The sequence below is a fragment of the Sphingomonas melonis DAPP-PG 224 genome (assembly GCF_000379045.1).
Classification (GTDB): domain Bacteria; phylum Pseudomonadota; class Alphaproteobacteria; order Sphingomonadales; family Sphingomonadaceae; genus Sphingomonas; species Sphingomonas aquatilis.
Genome location: NZ_KB900605.1, coordinates 3,443,896 through 3,461,803 on the forward strand (window position 1 = coordinate 3,443,896; position 17,908 = coordinate 3,461,803).

At 69.7% G+C, this 17,908-nt stretch carries 15 protein-coding genes; 2 read left to right on the forward strand and 13 right to left on the reverse strand.

The window, feature by feature from the left end; translation table 11 throughout:
• Positions 1-3 precede the first annotated feature (3 nt).
• From SPHME3_RS0116765 to SPHME3_RS0116815, 11 genes are all read right to left on the reverse strand, one after another.
• On the reverse strand, positions 4-1,314 hold the full coding sequence (locus tag SPHME3_RS0116765) for a methyl-accepting chemotaxis protein (RefSeq protein ID WP_017978199.1): 1,311 nt from the start codon (positions 1,312-1,314) through the stop codon (positions 4-6).
• Positions 1,315-1,392: 78 nt separating this feature from the next.
• Complete coding sequence (locus tag SPHME3_RS0116770) at positions 1,393-3,279, reverse strand: XrtA/PEP-CTERM system amidotransferase (protein WP_017978198.1); 1,887 nt, start codon at positions 3,277-3,279, stop codon at positions 1,393-1,395.
• Positions 3,279-4,775 carry an exosortase A gene (gene xrtA / locus SPHME3_RS0116775; RefSeq protein ID WP_017978197.1) on the reverse strand — a complete coding sequence of 499 codons (1,497 nt, stop codon included), beginning with the start codon at positions 4,773-4,775 and terminating at the stop codon, positions 3,279-3,281. The genes SPHME3_RS0116770 and xrtA overlap by 1 nt, the downstream gene beginning before the upstream one ends.
• Entirely contained in the window at positions 4,772-5,926 is a 1,155-nt protein-coding gene (locus tag SPHME3_RS0116780) for a TIGR03087 family PEP-CTERM/XrtA system glycosyltransferase (protein ID WP_017978196.1), read from the reverse strand. The genes xrtA and SPHME3_RS0116780 overlap by 4 nt, the downstream gene beginning before the upstream one ends.
• Positions 5,926-6,969, reverse strand: coding sequence for a FemAB family XrtA/PEP-CTERM system-associated protein (locus SPHME3_RS0116785; protein ID WP_017978195.1), 1,044 nt, complete (start codon positions 6,967-6,969; stop codon positions 5,926-5,928). Before SPHME3_RS0116785 ends, SPHME3_RS0116780 begins: the two co-directional genes overlap by 1 nt.
• Positions 6,969-7,823 (reverse strand): XrtA system polysaccharide deacetylase, encoded by an 855-nt coding sequence (locus SPHME3_RS0116790; protein WP_017978194.1) that lies wholly within the window; start codon positions 7,821-7,823, stop codon positions 6,969-6,971. The genes SPHME3_RS0116785 and SPHME3_RS0116790 overlap by 1 nt, the downstream gene beginning before the upstream one ends.
• On the reverse strand, positions 7,813-9,240 hold the full coding sequence (locus SPHME3_RS0116795; RefSeq protein WP_017978193.1) for an ExeA family protein: 1,428 nt from the start codon (positions 9,238-9,240) through the stop codon (positions 7,813-7,815). The genes SPHME3_RS0116790 and SPHME3_RS0116795 overlap by 11 nt, the downstream gene beginning before the upstream one ends.
• Before the next feature lie 12 nt (positions 9,241-9,252).
• Positions 9,253-10,854, reverse strand: coding sequence for a hypothetical protein (locus SPHME3_RS0116800; RefSeq protein ID WP_017978192.1), 1,602 nt, complete (start codon positions 10,852-10,854; stop codon positions 9,253-9,255).
• Positions 10,854-11,885 carry an AAA family ATPase gene (locus tag SPHME3_RS0116805; RefSeq protein ID WP_017978191.1) on the reverse strand — a complete coding sequence of 344 codons (1,032 nt, stop codon included), beginning with the start codon at positions 11,883-11,885 and terminating at the stop codon, positions 10,854-10,856. The genes SPHME3_RS0116800 and SPHME3_RS0116805 overlap by 1 nt, the downstream gene beginning before the upstream one ends.
• A gap of 10 nt (positions 11,886-11,895) precedes the next feature.
• Entirely contained in the window at positions 11,896-13,407 is a 1,512-nt protein-coding gene (locus SPHME3_RS0116810) for an XrtA system polysaccharide chain length determinant (protein ID WP_017978190.1), read from the reverse strand.
• A gap of 4 nt (positions 13,408-13,411) precedes the next feature.
• A complete protein-coding gene (locus SPHME3_RS0116815; RefSeq protein WP_017978189.1) occupies positions 13,412-14,059 on the reverse strand; it encodes an XrtA/PEP-CTERM system exopolysaccharide export protein in 648 nt (215 codons plus the stop codon).
• Between the two features lie 161 nt (positions 14,060-14,220).
• On the opposite strand from SPHME3_RS0116815, the gene SPHME3_RS0116820 reads away from it, so the two are divergent.
• Positions 14,221-14,658, forward strand: a complete 438-nt coding sequence (locus tag SPHME3_RS0116820) for a DUF4879 domain-containing protein (protein ID WP_017978188.1) — start codon at positions 14,221-14,223, stop codon at positions 14,656-14,658.
• Positions 14,659-14,844: 186 nt separating this feature from the next.
• Here SPHME3_RS0116820 and SPHME3_RS0116825 read toward each other — a convergent pair whose 3' ends face one another.
• Together SPHME3_RS0116825 and SPHME3_RS0116830 are read right to left on the reverse strand one after the other, a co-directional pair.
• Entirely contained in the window at positions 14,845-16,059 is a 1,215-nt protein-coding gene (locus SPHME3_RS0116825) for a pyridoxal-dependent decarboxylase, exosortase A system-associated (protein ID WP_017978187.1), read from the reverse strand.
• On the reverse strand, positions 16,056-17,549 hold the full coding sequence (locus SPHME3_RS0116830) for an acyl-CoA ligase (AMP-forming), exosortase A system-associated (RefSeq protein ID WP_017978186.1): 1,494 nt from the start codon (positions 17,547-17,549) through the stop codon (positions 16,056-16,058). The genes SPHME3_RS0116825 and SPHME3_RS0116830 overlap by 4 nt, the downstream gene beginning before the upstream one ends.
• A gap of 85 nt (positions 17,550-17,634) precedes the next feature.
• Here SPHME3_RS0116830 and SPHME3_RS0116835 point away from each other — a divergent pair, with 85 nt between their 5' ends.
• Positions 17,635-17,907 (forward strand): acyl carrier protein, encoded by a 273-nt coding sequence (locus SPHME3_RS0116835; protein WP_017978185.1) that lies wholly within the window; start codon positions 17,635-17,637, stop codon positions 17,905-17,907.
• Position 17,908: the final 1 nt, after the last annotated feature.

The window sequence follows — 17,908 nt, forward strand, 5'->3', positions numbered from 1 at the left end:
GGCCTACAACGATGCGGTGAGCTGCACGAAGCTGCGCGCGCGCGACTGAAGACGGCCGGTGGATTCGGCCAATGTCCGCGACACCGCCTCCAGCCCCGACACGTCGTCGCCGATCGCCGCCGACTGATCGCTGATCGCACGCGCACGATCGTCGATCGCATGGCCGGCCTCTGCCGATTGCTCGACATGGCTGGCGATACGCCGCGTCGCGCCCTGCTGCGCGGCGACCGCCTGTTCGATCGCGACACCCGTGTCGGCGATGGCGGCCATGGTCGCCTCCAGCGTGCGGTGGCCGCCAACGACGTCGCCGAGCAGGCCGTGCATGTCCGCCACCCGCGCCGCAATGTCCTTGGCCGCCGTGCCGGTCTGTTGCGCCAGCATCTTCACCTCGCTCGCCACCACCGCGAAGCCACGCCCCGCCTCTCCCACGCGCGCCGCCTCGATCGCGGCATTGAGGGCGAGCAGGTTGGTCTGGCTGGCGATCGTCTGGATCAGCCGCAGCATGTCGTCGACCGCGGTCGCCTTCTCCACCAGTCGCGTCACGCGATCGCCCGCGGCGATCACCGCCACGCGCGCGTCGCTGCGCAAAGCTGCGGCGCGGGCCGTCTGCCCGCCGATGCCGTCCAGCGTCGTCGCCAGGGTCCGGCCGAGTTCCGCGATGTCGGTCAGCGCGGTGACCATCTGCCCGGTCGCACCCGCCACCGACGCCGCATCCCGGCGAGAGGCCCCCGCGCGCGTGACGACCAATCCGGCCATCGCGGCGATCCGCTCCGCCGCCTCGGCGAGTTCCGCTGCCAGATGCGCGACATCGGCGGTGAAGGCCTTGCCCGCCGCATCGATCCGCGCCGCCCGCGCTTCGCGATCGGTCATCACCTGCGTACGACGCTGGATGGACAGCCGCTCGAATGCGGTCGCATCGACCACGGAATCGAAGACGCCATCGCGGGTCAGCACCAGTCCGTCCCCGCCCGCGTCGAGATAGGCGAGCACGAGCGCGTCGGCATCCAGCCCCGCATCCGCGGTCCCACAGGGCCGAATCAGCGTCGTCAGCGATCCGCCGATGCTGGGATTCTGCATCAGCGCGTGGCCGAAGGGGTTGAACAGGATGGTCCGGACATCGCGTTCCCGGATGACGCCCACCGGACGGCGCTGCGCATCGACGATCGCGAGCAGCCGAAGGTCGGGCGATTGCCGGAACATATCCACCGCCTGCGCCAGCGAGGCGGTGTGGATCAGGCAAACACCCTCGCCCTTCACCGACGCCTGCACGCCACCGAAAGCGCCGTTGCGCAGCAGATCGATGTCGAACAACATGGCCTCGACCCTAGGGGGCGAGCGGTAAATGGCGGGTTAGGATTTGATGACAGTGCGGTGACACCGGCCGCGAAACGATCAGCCGAACAGGCGGCGTCCGGCGCGTTCCAGCATCATCAATTGCCACAGGGTGCGACCGTGGTCGGCGCGCCCGCTGCGATGCGCCTCGACCAGCCGCGCGACGGTCGGCATCGCCAGCCAGCCGCTATCGGCGAGGAAGCGCGACCGCGTCAGCGCCTCCGCTTCATCGGCCAGCGCCCCGCGGAACCAGTCGCTGATCGGCGTGACGAAGCCCATCTTGGGACGATAGAGGATGTCGCGCGGCAGATAGCGTTCCAGGCTGCGCTTCATCAGCCATTTGCCCGTCCCCCGGTGCAGCCGCATCGACGCGGGCAGTCGCGCGCCGAACTCGACCAGCCGATGATCGAGCAATGGCTCGCGCGCCTCCAGCCCGACCGCCATGCTCGTCCGGTCCACCTTGGTCAAGATATCGCCGGGCAGCCAGATCTTCAGATCGGCATATTGCGCGCGATCGATCGCATCGCGCGCCGGCGCCGCGCGCATCGCGGCGACATAGCGATCCTCCGCGCGATGGCCCTGCAGTGCGGCGCGGACGTCGGCGCCAAGCAACATGCCTCGCAGCTCTGGCGAGGTGACACCGACGGCGCGTGCATAGGCCTCGTCGCCATCGCTGGCGAGGGCGAGCAACGTCGTCTTCGCGCGCAGGGGCCGCGGTGCCCAATCGGCTTTGGGATAATAGCGCCCCAGCGTCCCGAAGGCCGCGGTGCGCCATGCGGGCGGCAGCAGGCCCCGCACGCGCTCTTCGGCCGCCTGGAAACGGTAGCGGCGATAGCCGGCGAACACTTCGTCCGCGCCATCGCCCGACAGCGCCACGGTCACCCGCGCTCTCGCCAATGCCGCGACCTGATAGGTGGCTAGCGCGCTGCCATCGGCAAAAGGCTCGTCGAAATGATGCACCAGCGTGTCGATCAGCGCGAAATCATCGGGGCGCACGACCTGCGCATGGTGATCGGTGGCGAAGCGCTGCGCGACCGCCGCGGCATGCGCGCGCTCGTCATGGCCCGCCTCGTCGAAGCCGATCGTACAGGTGCGCACCGCCGCCTTGCTCGCCTCCGCCATCAGCGCCACGACCGCGGAGCTGTCGACGCCGCCCGAGAGGAAGGCGCCGAGCGGCACGTCGGCGACCATGCGGCTGCGCACGCCCTCGCGCATATGCGCCAGCAGCTCCTCGCCGAGCGCGCGGGCCGATCTGGTCGCGCGATCGGCGAAGCTGACGTCCCACCAGCGGTGCGGCGCCGGTACGCTTTGCCCGCGCCGCACCAGCAGGCAATGGCCGGCGGGCAGCTTGCGCACGCCGGCGATCAGACAGGCGTCGTCGGGGACGTAGCCGAATGCCAGATAATCCTCGATCGCGGTCGCATCGGGCACGCGGCGCAGCAACGGATGCGCGAGCAGGCCCTTCAGTTCGGACGCGAAGGCGAGGCTGCCGTCGGACAGTTCGACATAATGAAGCGGCTTCACGCCCAGCCGATCGCGGGCGAGAAACAGCTTTCCCGCCTCCGCATCGTGGATCGCGAAGGCGAACATGCCGTTCAGCCGGTCGAGCAGCCCCGGCCCCCAGGCGCGCCAGCCGTGCAGCAGCACCTCGGTATCGCCATCGGTGACGAAACGCGCGCCACCCCGCTCCAGCTGCGCGCGCAGCTCGGCGAAATTGTAGATCTCGCCATTGTAGGTGACGCTCAGCGCACCCGCGTGCATCGGTTGCGGCGAGCCCTCCAGATCGATGATCGACAGCCGGCGATGGCCCAGCCCGACGCCCGGCGCGGTCCATATGCCTTCGCCATCTGGACCACGGTGAGCCTGTGCCGCGATCATCGCGGCAATGCGGGCGGGATCGACGGGCTTGGGAGTGCCGGGGTGGAACAGCCCCGCAATGCCGCACATCAGCGCGCGCCCGTCAGGCGATCCGCCACGCCATCGATCGGGCCCAAGGCCGCGGCGAAGGCGGCGATGTCCGCGCGCGCGTCGCGGCCGGGCGTCACTTCGGCCGACAGGTGGATCGCCACCGCACGCTGCGGACCGCCGAGCAATTTTGCCGTCATCGTCTCGATCTTCACCACGCGCTCGTCCGCCGTAACCCTGTTGCCGACGACATACCACGTCGCGACGATGCGCTCCACCGCATGGCCGTCGCTGCCCGGCGCGGTCATACGCAGCGTTGCACCGCCAGCGATCGGCGCGGCGTCGGCGATGCGGACCCAGCGGTCCTCCTCGCGGATCGGGCCGGTGCCAAACGCACCGATCTTATGCCCCTCGCCCTGCGATGCGAACACCGCGACGGCTAGGTCGACCGCGGCGCCATCGCGCGCGTAGCGACCGAACAGGACGTGATCCGCACCGGGATAGTAAGGCTGCCACGGCGCGCGCTGGCTGAGCGGCACCCGGGTCCAGCCGGCCACCACCGGCAGGTCGATCTGCGCTGGCAGCGGCGTGGCGCGATGCGCGATGGCGGCGCTCCACATCGGCCAGATACCGGCGGTGGCGACGGTCAGCAGCACACCGAGCGGCAACGCGATCCGCCCCCTCCGCACGGGCGGCAGGCGTGCAGGATCGAAGGCGGGCGCATCGGGCGCGCGATCGAACCAGCGCCACCCGATCGCCAGCACCGCCGCCATCACCAACCCGAAGAACAGCCAGCCGTAGACGATATGGTCGAACCCCGTCGCCGCCTCCACGCTGGTCAGGTTCGCGGCGTAGATCGTTCCAAAGGCGCGCAGACCGTTGGCGATCACCGGCACCACAAGCGCGGCGACCATGAATCCGATCCGCCGCCGCCACGACACGAAACAGACGTTGGCGACGAGCACGCCGAACGCGAGCATCGCGATGACGAACTTCGCGCCCGAACACGCCTCCGCCACCTCGAAATAATAGCGGCCGGCGTGGATCAGCACGCCGTTCGACGTGGCGGGCACGCCGAACAGGTGGAGGAGCGGCATGACGATCCGCACCGTCACCGCCTGCAACGGCGGCTCGAGCGCCTCGCCGGAGGGGACGAGGAACAGCGCATAGGCCAGCGGGAACAGCAGCCCGCGCACCACCTGCGCGCCAAGCAGCGTCACCACCGCGCCTTGCAGCATCAGCACCAAGCCCAATTGCCGCGCGAAGCTGACCGAACCCGCATCGCCCATCAGCCAGCCGGCGCCCCCCGCCGCGACAAGCAAGAGCCCGGGCCACCAGGCGGTCGGCGTCAAGGCGGCCAGCTCGCGCCGCCGCTGCCAGACCAGCCAGCCGATCACCGGCCCGATGAACAGACAATGCCCGAAGGTCGTGCTGGTCCACCAGATCGTGGCGAGCCGCACGACATCGGCGCGGAACATCAGCAGGATGAGTGCAACAGCCAGCGCCAGCGCGATCCCATGCCGCCGCCAGCCGCTCATGCGCCGAGCCCCAGCAGGGCGTCGAGCGGCGCCAGCCGCGCCGCCCAATCGTACCGCGCCAACACACGCGCCCGCGCCGCATCGCCCAACGCGGATGCCGCATCCGGGTCGTCCAACAGCGCGCCGATCGCCCGTGCCTGCTCGGCCGCGCTGCCCGCCACCCGCAACGTGCCGGCATGGTCGATGCCCTCGGCGGCGGCGGGCGAGGCGACGACGGGTCGCGCCATCGCCATCGCTTCCAGCACCTTATTCTGGATGCCGCGCGCCAGATGCAGCGGCGCGACGCACACGCTCGCCGCCGCCAGCCAGGGGCGGACGTCGTCGACCGCACCAGTGACGATCACGTCGGGCGCGGCGAGCGCCTGCACCGCCGCGGTCGGCGCACGCCCGACGATCGCGAAACGGACGGCGGGGTGTGTCTGCCGCAGCCGCGGCAGCACCTCGGCGGCGAACCACGCCACCGCCTCCACGTTCGGGCGGTAATCCATCTGGCCGGTGAAGACGAGCAACGGGCCTTGTGTCGCTGCATCGACACCCGCCGGATCGAACGCCGCCGCGTCGATGCCATTCTCCACCGCGACGATCCGCCCTGCCCCACCGCCGCTGCGGAAGAGCGCCGCCTCCGCTTCGCTGACGAACAGGCTGGCGCGGACGCTTGCCGACACCTGCCGCTCGAATGCGCCGAGCAGCCGTGCCTCCCGCCGCATCATCCAGCGCATCGCCGCGCTGCCGGCATCGGCAAATTGCGCGAACTTGGCGGAATCGACGTCGACGAAGTCCATCACCGCCGGCACGCCCGCAGGCAGGTATTGCGCCATCTGCCCGGAAAAACAGTAGATGGCATCGACCCGCCGCACCGCGACCGCCCGCCGCATCGCCGCGGCATTGAAGGCGGTGAGCGACACGGGCCGCCCCGTAGCCAGCGCCTCGACCGCCGCCAGCGCCTGCGGCTTGGTGCGACGGATCAGCGTGATGCTCTCCAGGCCCTCCGCAAGCGGTGCTGGCACGTCGAAATCCGCGTCGCCCTCCGCGAACGCGACCAGATGGACGCGCGTGCGCGCCATCAGATGACGCAGGACGTGATAGCTCCGGATCTTGTCGCCGCGATCGGGCGGAAAGGGCGCGCGGTGCGCGAGGAACAGCAGCTCCATCAGCCCAGGCCGCGGGCGATCCACGGTCCCATCAGATTGGCGAGCGGCAGCGGCAGCCGCTTCCATGTCGCCACCATCATCGCATATTTGGGATTGAGCGGATTGACCTCGCGCGCCGGCCCGTCGTTGCGCGTCGCATAGCAGCGCGGCACGCCGGTAAAGCCCCAGTTCTTCTTGAACGCCGCCGCCCCCGTACCCGTCTTCGACCGGCCGAAGTCGAACCGCGTGCAGCCGCGATCCCGCGCATGGCTCATCAGCGCGAAATACAGGCGATCGTTGGCGCGCAGCCCCCGCGCCGCCGCCGTCCCGCCACCCCAATAGGGAAAGACGGTGCCGCGGAAATACAGGCTCAGCACGCTCGCCACGGCCCGCCCCTGATGCCGCACGGTCAGCACATCGCTGTCGAGCGCCCCCGCAACGTGGCGGAACAGATTGGCCGGAAACACCGGCGTGCCCAGGTTGCGCACCGATTCGGCGTAGACGCCATAATGCTCGCGCAGCAGCGCCTCGCCACCGGTGACGACCTCCAGGTCCAGCCCCAACGCGCGACGCACTTCGGCACGCTGCTTGCGCGGCACCGCGAGCAATTCCGCATCGTCATCCGCCGCCAGATTGCGAACAAAGCCGAGATAGGCGGTATCGTTGGTCGCCCAGCCCCGCGGCGCTGGCCCGCCTCGCAATTCGACGCCGGGGCAGCCCAATCGCTGCGCCAGTGCCCAGGCCGCCCCCGCCAACGCCTCCACGCCATCGCCCAATATGCCGCCGTCGACGCCGAAGCCGGTCGACACCAGCGCCCGGCCGAACAGCGGCGATCGCATCTCGGTCAGTGGCAGCACACCGGCGATATCACCATCGGGATGGCTCGCGACCAGATAGCGGGCACGCTGGCCGCTGCCCCGCGCGACCGCGCGGCTCCAGCCGGTCAGGTGGAACGGCGTCGCCTCTGCCGCCGCACGGACGAAGGCGTCGATCGCACCGCTCTCCCGGACATCGCCCAGGTTCGCCTCGCGCACGTCCAGCCGCGGCTCGATCGGCGCGTGCATCACGCGAGCAGCGCCGCCTCGCGCGCGACGACGGCGTCGACGCGGCCCCAGTCGTGTCGCGCGATCAGGCCGCGCAGCTTGCCCGCCATCGCGCCGAGCCGGCTGTAGTGCCGCACCTTCGATCGCAGTGGCGCCTCCGCAACGCGCGGCTGGTCCGGGTCGACCTCCCAAGGATGGAAGTAGAAGATGCCCGCATGCCCCTCCGCATTGACCTGCCGCACCGCGAAATCGGTCAGTGCGCCGGGCAGCATGCGGAAGAAGCCGCCGCCCGTCGCAATATGCCGCCCGGCCACGCGCGCGACCGTCACCGGCAGCTCGACCAAGGGCGAATCCTTCAGCGGACGAAAGGCGTAGCGCGGCGCATCACGCCAGCCGTAATGATCGTGGGCGACCGGCGCGACGCTGGACGAATAGGCATAGCCCGCCTCCGCCAGCACCGGAAAGGCCCACAGATTGCGCGGGTCGATCGAGAAACTGGGCGCACGATAGCCGGTCACCGCTTGCCCGCTCGCATCCTCCAGCGCCGCCCGCGCGCGTGCCAGATCGGCACGGAAGCTCGCAGCGTCCATGGTGAAGACGCGCTGATGGTCCCAGCCGTGGCTCGCGATTTCATGCCCCGCATCCGCAATGCGGCGGATCAGTCGCGGATGGCGATCGGCGACCCAGCCAAGCGTGAAGAAGGTCGCCTTCACCCCGCTTTCGGCGAACAGGTCGAGCACCGCGCCGGTGTTCGCCTCCACCCGGCTCGCGATCGTGTCCCAGTCGGCGCGGTCGATCGTGCGTTCGAACGCGCCGACCTGAAACCATTCCTCGACATCGACCGACAGGCCGTTGCGGAGCGGCTCAGGCGGCATGGTCCCACGCGGCGGGCGAGCGGATGGGGACGGCATCATGGCCGTGGTGCAGGTCGGCAACGCCGGCAACCATTGCGGTCGCCGCCGCCTCGCTACGGTCGGCCTCGACCCAGTCGACCAACAGCGTCAGCACACGGCGCAGCGCCTCTTCCTGTTGCGCGATCCGCGCCTCCAGCGCCGCGATGCGCTCGGCATCGCTCGACGCGGGGGCGGCCGGTGCCGCTTGCGGCTCCGCTTCGGTCGCGGCCGGCGCGTCTTCGGTCGTCGTTTCTTCCACCAGTGGCTCTGACGTAACGTCGTCGGACGCATCCGCGACGATCGGCGCAAACGCAGGCGCTTCGGCCACAGGCTCCACCACGATCGGCAGCGGATCGCGCGGCGCATCGGCGACGGGTTCGAGCCATTGCGGCGTGCGCGGCACGAAGCGGCGGATCGGCGTCACGTCTTCGATGGCCGGTTCTTCAATGGTGGTTTCAGGTTCCGCCTCGACCGTCCCGACCGCGGGCTCGATAGCAACCGGCTCCGGCGTGACAGCCGCCTCGGTCACGGGTTCGGGGTCGGGCTCAGGGGCCCGCTGCACCACCGTCGGCGTAAAGCTCGCCGGCAGGTCCGCCTCCAGATCGCGCACTACCTGGCGCACCAGACGGCCGTCGATCAGCTCATGCCCCTCCAGCGCCGCCGCCAGCATCACCCGCGCGGCCAGCTGATTGAGCCGCCGCGGCACGCCGCCCGACCCGCGATACAGCGCCTCGAACGCATCGTCCGCAAAGTCCGGCCGCCCCTGCCAGCCGACCACCGACAGGCGGTGCGCGACATAATCGGCGACCTCATGCGGCTCCATCGGATCGAGGTGGTGGATGGCGATGACGCGCTGGCGCAATTGCTCCAGCCGCTCCGATCCCTGCAACCGCTCGCGGAACTCGGGCTGGCCGAGCAGCAGAATCTGCAGCAGCGCATGCCCGCCCGCCTGGAAGTTGGACAGCATGCGCAGCTCTTCGAGCGAATCGACCGGCAGCGCCTGCACTTCGTCGACGATCAGCAGCGTCCGCCGGCCGGAGCGCTTCACCGCATGCAGTCCGCGTTCGATCGCGGTCAGCAGCTGCGCCTTGGTCAGGTTGGCCGGATCGACACCCAGCCCGGTCGCGACGACGCGCAGCAGGTCGTCGGCGGCGATTGCGGTCGACACGATCGTGATGACGTTCAGAGCGGCGGGATCGAGCAGGCCGGTCAGATGCCCCACCAGCGTCGTCTTGCCCGCGCCGATATCGCCGGTCACGACGATGAACCCCTCGCCCTGCGCGATGCCATAGCCCAGATAGGCCATCGCCTTGCGATGCGTCGCCGTCTCATACCAGAAGCGGGCGTCCGGGGTGAGTTGGAAGGGGCGTCCGGTCAGCCCGAAATGGTCTTCGTACATCCTGTGCGGCCCCTAGAAGGAATAGCGCGCGGCGATCAGCGCCTGCGCGGACCAAGTGGTGTCCAGATCGCCCGTGTCGAACGCATAAACGCCCGCACTGGCCGAGGTGGTGATCCGGCCGAAGCTGTGCCCATAGCTGGCAGTGCCGCCATAGGCCCAGACGCCGGCCGCCTGTGCAACGCCCGATTCGTAATAATTGACGAACAGGTTGCCGTCGATGGTCGAGACAGGCGACAGCTGGCGGTTGAGGAACAGCTGGCCATAGGCGCTCTGATCCTCGATCCCGTACAGCGTCACGCCGGGCACGTCGTCGCGGTTGAACAGCTTGCGGTTCGCATAGCCGATGCCGCCGCCATAGGTGGTGCGACCGCGCGTGACCGACAGCACCGCATCGACGCCGCGCGCGCGATAGCTGGCGGTCTGGATCGACTGGAACACGTCGTTCAGGCAGCCGCCCGGCGTCGCGCCGCTGGTCGAAAAGACGCAGCCGTTGAACTGCTGCGTGAACGCATCGCGCGCGGAGATGAAGCTGGTCGGGAGCTGTTGTAGCCCGTTGCGCAGCTGCTGGCCGAAGGTCGTGACGCTGTCATAGACGCTCACCGCCATTCCGACATGTTCGGACGCTTGATAGGTGGCAAGGCCGCTGTAGCTGATCGACCCGAAGCGCTTGCCGACACGCGCCTCCGCCGACACGCGGCGATTGGGGCGCCAGACGACACCGGCGTCATAATAGACGCCGTCAGTGCGATAGGCGATCTGACGCGGCGCGGCGCTGTTGGTCACGAAACGACCATCGCCATCGACGACGGGCTGGCCCGCCGCATTGGTCAGCGCCGGGCGGTTGCTCGTCTCGATCCGTTCGTAGCCGACACCTGCGGTCAGCGCGACATAGGGCGATACCGGCAACAACGCGTCACCGCGCACGCGCCAGCCCTCGTAGCGGCCATCCAGTTGCCCCGCATCCTCGCGGTCCCAGCCGGCGCTGGCGGTCAGGCCGACGGGCAGGACCTGGCCCGGCCGCACGCCCGCGCTGATCCCGGCGGACTGGTTGAAGGCGGTATCGTAATAATCGAAGCGCGGCTGGCCGGGGCCGACGCCGACGAAGCTGGGGCTTTCGACCTTCGTATAACCCGCCAGATAGCTGGCGGCGACCGCCACCGGCCCGACGTTGGTCGCATAGCTGGGGCCGGCATAGACTGAATAGATCTGGCTGATGTTATCGACATTGCCGACCAGCACGCCCGGCGCCGCTCCGCGGATGTCGGCACGCGCGCGCGTCGCGATACCGCCCGCCTCCAGCGTCAGGCCGCGCGCGACCTTCGCCGAAACGCGCGCCAGACCGGTATGGACGTCCGAATCGCCGATCCGGTCGTCCCAGGCGATCCGCCGTTCGTAGCGATAGGACAGCTGCCCGTTCACCCGCGACGTATTGGCGGCCAAATCGATCCCCGCCGCGATTGTCGAATAGGTCAGCACATCGCCGCTGTTGAGATCGGCGTCGAGCACTTGCCCCAGTTCGATATAGGGTGTCGCGGTGACGCGCCGTCCTTGCGCCTCGGCCGATCCGGCGACCGCACAGGCGCCCAGCGCCAGCCCGAGAGAGATAGACCGCATCACTTGCCCCCCTCCTGACCGTAATAGGTGCCGTAGCGTCGTCCGCCGGGTACGAACGACACGGCGTTGAGCACCAGTGCGATCTCGTCGCAGCCGTCGAGCCGCTGGACCGCCTCGCGCAGTTCGTTTTCGGGCGTATCGTCGGCGCGCACCACCAGCATCACCTGTCCGACCAGCATCGCCAGCACCGCCGCGGGCGAGGCGGCAAGCGCGGGCGGCGAATCGAAGATCACGATGCGGCGCGGATTGGCGTCGAGCAGGCGCGATAGCACCGTCCGCGTGCGCGCGGAGGCGAGCAGCTCTGTATCCGTCGCCGTCTTCGTACCCGCGGGCAGGATCGACAGGCCGCCAATATCGGTGCGGATGACGAGATTCTCGACATCGATCCGGCTGTCGGCCAGCGCATCGAGCAAGCCCGGCTGTTCCGCGAGACCCAGGCGCGCCAGCACGTCGGGCTTGGCGAAATCGGCATCGACCAGCAGTACCTCGGTATCGCGCTCCATCGCCATCGAGAGCGCGAGATTGACCGCGCAGAAGGTCTTGCCGTCGCCCGGTCGCGCCGAACAGACGAGCACGGTCCGCGCCTTGTCGCCCTGATGGCCCTGCGCGATGCGTTCGCGCGTGATCAGCAGTTGGCGCTTGATCAGGCGGAATTCCTCGGCGAGCGGCCCCACCGGCGCGCCGGGCACGATCATCCCGGCTTCGGCCAGCATGCCGCGATCGATGCCGGCGATGTCGCTCAGCTCGGGCGTTTCGTAAAAGGCCGGCGGCAGCTCCTGCCCCACCGGCGCGCGCAATTCGGGCGGGATGGCAAGGAAGGTCGGATCGTCGATCGGCGCCGCCGCCTGCCATGCCGGCTCTTCGGCGACCGGTGCCGGCTCGACGTCGGGCGCGGGCATGGGTGCCGAGACGGCGTCGTCCTGCACCGGATCACCGGCATCCTTCACCGGCGCCCGGAACCCCGCGCCGAAATCATAGGCGCGCGCGGCCCGTTCGAGCAGCGAGTCGCGGCGGATGGGCTTGTGCATCATATCGTCCCCGTCACGCCGCCAGACCGCGTTGCAGCACTTCGACGCCGAGCAGCAGCACATAGGCCGCCACCAGCCCCGCGGCACCGCCCGCAAAGATTTTCAGGCGCTTCGCCCGCTGCTCCGCTTGCACGCGCGTCACGACTTCGCCGATCGCGCCGATCACCGGCATGCCGGTCGCCTTCTCCAGCCGCGGTGCGGTGGCAAAGGTCGCGCGCAGCTGACCCATCGCGAACGCCGCGCCGATGCCCGCGCCCAGCCCCGCGATGAGGACGCCGGTGAGCAGCAGCATGCGGTTGGGCGCTGTCGGCGCGCGCGGCACCGTCGGCGGGTCGATGACCGAGAATTTCACATTGTCCGTCCGCGTCGCTGCCTGCCCGCGCAGCGCGACCTGCTGGCGCTGGGTCAGCAGCTGGTCGTATTGATCCTTCAGCACCTGATAGTCGCGGTCGATCTGCCCCTGTTCGGCGGCGACCGCCGGGTCCTGCGACAGTTTCGCGGTCAGCTGGTCGAGATCGCCCTGCAACTGCGCCTTGCGCATCCGCAGCCCGGCGACCGCCGATTGCTTGTCGGCCAGCATCGATTGCAGCGACTGGTAGACGGGGTTTGGCGTGCCCGCCGGCCCGGCACCCGCCGGCTCCCGCTGCGCCGCCGCCTGCGCGACGGCGAGCTGGCGCTTCAGCGCGATCACGTCGGGATGCTGGTCGGTATAGCCCCGCGCCCGCGCATCGGCGAGCTGGCCCTGGATGGCAGCAAGCGCCGCACGCGCCGGCCCAGCGGCGATGCCGCCGGTGCCCGCAACCGTCTGCGGCGTGCCCGCCATCTGCGCCTGCAACGTTGCGAGGCTGGACTGCGCGGTGGCGAGATCGCCGTCGACCTGCGCCATCTGCGCGCGAGACGCGCCGATCCGGTCAGCGACCGTACCGGTCCCGGGCAGCGAGCCGAGGTAGCGCGTCTGGAAATCGGACCGCTTGGTGTCCGCATCCGACAGCCGCTTCTGCAACTGCGCCAGCTGCGCATCGAGGAAGTCGAGGCTTTGCGTCGTCTGGCTGCGATCGCGGCCCAGGTTGGTTTCGACGAAGATGTCGATCAGCTTCTGGGTGATCTGCTGCGCCAGCTTGGGGCTGGCCGCGGTGGTGGTGATCTGGAACAGATTGTCCTGCTGGCTTTCCACCTTGATCGCCTGCGCGAGGCCCGCGACGCGATCGGCGACGTCGCGGTCGCTCGACACGGTCTGCGCAAGGTCGGTGCCGCGCACCACCTTTTCCAGGTTCACCGCGCTGACCAGTGTCTGGCGGATCGTGTCGACGTCCTTCTGCTGCGTCTGGGGGGCGGCATCCATCGACGCAGGCAGGATCGACTGCATCTGCACGAACACGCGCGCCCGCGATTCGTAGCGGCTCGGGATCTGGCTCACCACGAACCAGCCGAGCACGCACACGCCCCAGGCGACCGCCAGCGCCAGCCAGCGCCGGGTCCAGATCGCATGGAGCGCGAGGCGCGCTTCGTCGTACAGGCCGTTCATCCGGTCAGAACATCGATTCGGGGATGATGATGACGTCGCCCGGCTGCAGGCTGACGTTGGCACTCGAATCGCCGCGCTTCAGCAGATCGGCGATGTGCAGCTGATATTCGTGCTGTTCGCCCGTATCGCGGTCGTGCCGGATCAGCTTCGCCTTGTTGCCCGCCGCATATTGGCTGAGGCCGCCGACCGCGATCATCGCATCGAGCAGCGTCATGTTGGCGCGATAGGGAATCGACGCGGGCTTTTCGGTCGCGCCGATCACGCGCACCTGCTGGCTGTATGTGCCGGAGAAATTCTCGACGATCACCGACACGCGCGGGTCGGTGACATACTGGCTCAGCGCCTTCTTGATGTCGGCAGCGAGCTGCGCGGGCGTCTTGCCGACCGCGGGCATGTCGTTGATCAGCGGCGTGGTGATGCGGCCATCGGGGCGCACCTGCACCTTCGCGGTCAGTTCCGGCTGGCGCCAGACGAAGACGTTGAGCTGGTCGAGCGGGCCGATGACATATTCCTCGCCCGGCTGTTCCTTCGATGCGACATAGCTGGCGGGCGGCAGTTCGGGATGGCTGGCGCCGCCACCGACGCATCCGCCAAGCGCGCTGGACGCGGCGCCGATGGCGAGCAGGACACGGACGGACTTACCGGAACGCATGCAATGTCTCCTGACGCCCATGGACCGCCACGCACACGTGAGATCAAGGGCTTGAGCGATGGCTATGGCGCGAGAGAGGTGAAGATAGCGTTAGTGACGCTGCAGGGAAGGCCACCGTCGTCCCTCTCGCAACAGAACGACGGCGCGGGTATGATGGCCGGATGACACGGCTTTTCCTGACCGCCGGCCTCATGCTGGCGCTTACGCCGGTGGCGGCATGCGCGCAATCCGCCCCGCCGTTGACCGGCCTTCAGATCGTCGCCGTCAGTTCCGCGACGCAATCCGAACGGATCGCACCCGACCAGACGCACACCAACCGGCCACATACCGGGCCGATCAGCGTCGTCGTGCAGGAAACCGGCATCGGCCGGGCGCGGGTCGTCCGCATCGACGGCGCGGTCGCGGCCCCGCCCTCCACCCAGCGCCCCTTGTGCGGCAGCGCGGTGACCGCGGGCGCCTGCCGCCCAGGAGAGCCGATGACGGGCGTGGAGATCACCTACCATCTCGGCCCGTTGCGCAAGGGCGCGACGGTCGCGTTGCAGGATACGTCCGCCAACCTGCCGGCGGTAACGCTCGACACGACGATCACGATCGACTGATCCCGCGCAGACCAATATCGACGCGGAGCATCCATTCCTCCCCCGCCAGGGGGAGGTGGCATGCCGAAGGCATGACGGAGGGGGAGGAAGCGCGAACCGATGTGTCGCTCCCCCCTCCTTCACAGCTTCTCCGTCCGCCTGGCGGGGGCAGGAATTGGTGGCGGCATACCCGAATGCCGATTTCCCCTAACCCGCGACGATCTCCACCGCGGGCGGATGCCCCAGAAAGCCGGACGGACTGGCGCTGGCACCATAGGCCCCCGCCATGAAGATCGCGATCAGGTCGCCCGCGTCGGCATACGGCAACGTGATCCGGTCGCCCAGCCGGTCGAGCGGCGTACACAGTGGCCCCACCACCGACACCGTCTCGTCACCCGCGCGGCCCACGTCGCGCGCCAGCGCCAGCGGATAGTTGCGCCGTACCACCGTGCCGAAATTGCCCGACGCGGCGAGCTGGTGATTGAGGCCGCCATCGGTGACGAGGAACGTCTCGCCCTGGCTCTCCTTGCGATCGACGATCCGCGTCAGATAGACGCCCGCCTCCGCCACCAGCCAGCGCCCCAGCTCGATCGCAAAGCGGGTCTGGCCGAGAACGGCGGGCCGCGCCGCCAGTGCCTCGCCTAGCGCCGCGCCCACCGCCTCGACATCCAGCGGCACGTCGCCGGCGAAATAGGGCACGCCGAACCCGCCGCCCAGATTGACCAGCGGCGGCGCCATCCCCGCCTCGTCGGCGAGTCGCGCAGCGAGCGCCAGCGTCGCGGCCTGCGTCTCGGCGATCGCGCCGGCATCCAGCGCCTGACTGCCGGCATAGATGTGAAAGCCCCGCCAGTCCGCCCCGTTCGCGACGATCGCGCGGACCAGTGCCGCCGCGCGCGCCGCATCGACGCCGAAAGGCGACGGTCGCCCGCCCATCCGCATGCCCGAACCGCGCAATTCGATGTCGGGATTCACCCGCACCGCCAGCCGCGGCGCGATGCCGAGGTCTTCGCCCAGCCCCAGCGCCCGCGTCGCCTCGCCTTCCGATTCGACGTTGAGCGTCGCGCCTGCCCGGATCGCCGCGCGCAGCTCGACATCGCGCTTACCCGGCCCCGCGAAGCTGATCGCCGACGCGGGCTTGACCGCCAAGGCCTTGTCCAGCTCGCCCCCCGACGCGACGTCCAGCCCGTCGACCAGGGGCGCGACCCGGTCGAGCAGCGCGGGCAAGGGGTTGGCTTTGATCGCATAATGCAGATCCACGTCGGGGAAGGCCGCCCGGAACCGCGCCACCCGCGCTGCGACGATGCCGACGTCATAGACGAAGACGGGCGTCGCCTCCGCCCAGTCGTCCGCAGGCCGCCCTGCGATCGTCAACCTGCCGCGCTGCCCGGCGAATTCGGGCGGCAGCGCCCCCATCGGCTTCATGCTCTCGTCTCCGCCCGGATCGCCGCCCGGTCCAGCTTGCCGTTCGCGTTGCGCGGCAATTCCTCGCGCCAGTCGTAGCGCGCCGGCTGCATGAAGCTCGGCAGCAGCCCGCGCAACCGCGCGCGCAAGGCGTCTTCGCCCGCCGGATCGCCCGCCAGCACCACCACGATCGCCTGACCGGAGCGCGGATCGGGCACGCCGACCGCCACCGCCTCGCGCGCCTCGCCACCGGCGAGTACCGCTTCCTCCACCTCTAGCGGGCTGATCCGGTTGCCGGCGCTCTTGATCATCTCGTCATCGCGCCCGACAAAGCGCAGCAGCCCGTCCGCGCCCTCCAGCACCGTATCGCCCGACCAGACCGCCATGCCACCGCTCGCCATCCACGCGGGCGTCGGACGAAAGCGCTGCGCGGTCCGCTCCGCATCGCGCCAATAGCCCTGCGCGACCAGTGGCCCGGCGTGGACGAGTTCGCCCGGCTCGCCGACCGCGCGCGTCCCGTCCGCCTTCACCACCGCCACCTCGGCAAAGGGGATCGCCCGGCCCATCGCATCGGGATGCGTGTCGATCAGCGCCGGGTCGAGCCATGTCGACCGAAACGCCTCGGTCAGGCCATACATCGCCACCAGATCCGCCTGCGGGAAGCGCGACCGCAGGCCGCGCACCAGCCGTTCCGTCAGGGCGCCGCCCGAATTGGTCAGCCGCCGCAGCCGCGCCGCCGTCTCCGCCGGCCAGTCCGCTTCGAGCAACTGCACCCACAAGGGCGGCACCCCGGCCAGCGTCGTCGCCTGCGTGCGCTCGACCGCCTTCACCACGTCGCGCGCAATCAGATAGTCGAGCGGTGCCACCGCGGCCCCGGCATACCAGCTCGAAAGCAGCTGGTTCTGCCCATAGTCGAACGAGAGCGGCAACACCCCCAACACGCGATCCGCGGGCGACAGGCGCAGATAATGCGCGACCGACACCGCCCCCAGCCACAGGTTCGCATGGCTCAGCATCACGCCCTTCGGCCGCCCCGTCGACCCGGAGGTGTAGAGGATCGCCGCCAGTGATGCCGGATCGCGGTCCGACCGCCCCGGCCCGGCGTCCGCCATCGGCACCGCGTCCGCCTCGACCAACCGGCAGTCGGCGGGTCGGTCACCAGCCTCCAGCGTCGCCGCGCGCGACGCCTGCGTCACGAGCAACGCCGCGCTACTGTCCGCCAGGATGTGCGCCACCTGCGCCCGGCGCAGCGCCGGGTTGACCGGCACATGCACCAGCCCCGCCCGCGCCACGGCGAGCGGCATGACGCACGCCAGCGCCGTCTTGGGCAGCCATGTCGCGACCCGCGCCCCCGGCGCAAATCCAGACGCCGCAAGCCATCCTGCCACGCTCGCCACCGCCGCCTCCACCTCGGCGAAGCGCCACGTCCGCGCGCGCTCGATCAGCGCCGGGGCGTCGGGGTCTCCCCGCAGGAGATGGTCGATCGGAAACGGTGTCGGGTCTGGCGCCATATCCCCTCATAGCGTCACGTTATTGCCGAATGCAGCCCCAGCCTCTAACGCAGCCGCGCACGTCCCCGATCGAAGGCCGAACGCTTTGCTTCCCGAAGGCTACACCCAGGTCGAAACCACCGTTCGCGCCGTCCTTGCCGATGTGCTGGGCCTCTCGCCCGAGCGGGTCGCGGACTTCCGGGCGACGACGCCGCTGTTCGGCGCGCTGCCGGAACTCGATTCGATGGCGGTCGCGGGCGTGCTGACCGAGATCGAGGATCGGCTTGGCATCCTGATCGAGGATGACGAGGTCGATGGCGACATGCTCGAAACCTTCGGCGCGCTCGTCGAATTTGCCGCGGGCAAGGCGCTGGTCTAGC

What these genes read in the sequence shown, in the direction of transcription:
- SPHME3_RS0116765 (WP_017978199.1), bottom strand. Translation starts at nt 1,314, where the DNA reads ATGTTGTTCGACATCGATCTGCTGCGCAACGGCGCTTTCGGTGGCGTG.
- SPHME3_RS0116770 (WP_017978198.1), bottom strand. Translation starts at nt 3,279, where the DNA reads ATGTGCGGCATTGCGGGGCTGTTCCACCCCGGCACTCCCAAGCCCGTC.
- xrtA (WP_017978197.1), bottom strand. Translation starts at nt 4,775, where the DNA reads ATGAGCGGCTGGCGGCGGCATGGGATCGCGCTGGCGCTGGCTGTTGCA.
- SPHME3_RS0116780 (WP_017978196.1), bottom strand. Translation starts at nt 5,926, where the DNA reads ATGGAGCTGCTGTTCCTCGCGCACCGCGCGCCCTTTCCGCCCGATCGC.
- SPHME3_RS0116785 (WP_017978195.1), bottom strand. Translation starts at nt 6,969, where the DNA reads ATGCACGCGCCGATCGAGCCGCGGCTGGACGTGCGCGAGGCGAACCTG.
- SPHME3_RS0116790 (WP_017978194.1), bottom strand. Translation starts at nt 7,823, where the DNA reads ATGCCGCCTGAGCCGCTCCGCAACGGCCTGTCGGTCGATGTCGAGGAA.
- SPHME3_RS0116795 (WP_017978193.1), bottom strand. Translation starts at nt 9,240, where the DNA reads ATGTACGAAGACCATTTCGGGCTGACCGGACGCCCCTTCCAACTCACC.
- SPHME3_RS0116800 (WP_017978192.1), bottom strand. Translation starts at nt 10,854, where the DNA reads ATGCGGTCTATCTCTCTCGGGCTGGCGCTGGGCGCCTGTGCGGTCGCC.
- SPHME3_RS0116805 (WP_017978191.1), bottom strand. Translation starts at nt 11,885, where the DNA reads ATGATGCACAAGCCCATCCGCCGCGACTCGCTGCTCGAACGGGCCGCG.
- SPHME3_RS0116810 (WP_017978190.1), bottom strand. Translation starts at nt 13,407, where the DNA reads ATGAACGGCCTGTACGACGAAGCGCGCCTCGCGCTCCATGCGATCTGG.
- SPHME3_RS0116815 (WP_017978189.1), bottom strand. Translation starts at nt 14,059, where the DNA reads ATGCGTTCCGGTAAGTCCGTCCGTGTCCTGCTCGCCATCGGCGCCGCG.
- SPHME3_RS0116820 (WP_017978188.1), top strand. Translation starts at nt 14,221, where the DNA reads ATGACACGGCTTTTCCTGACCGCCGGCCTCATGCTGGCGCTTACGCCG.
- SPHME3_RS0116825 (WP_017978187.1), bottom strand. Translation starts at nt 16,059, where the DNA reads ATGAAGCCGATGGGGGCGCTGCCGCCCGAATTCGCCGGGCAGCGCGGC.
- SPHME3_RS0116830 (WP_017978186.1), bottom strand. Translation starts at nt 17,549, where the DNA reads ATGGCGCCAGACCCGACACCGTTTCCGATCGACCATCTCCTGCGGGGA.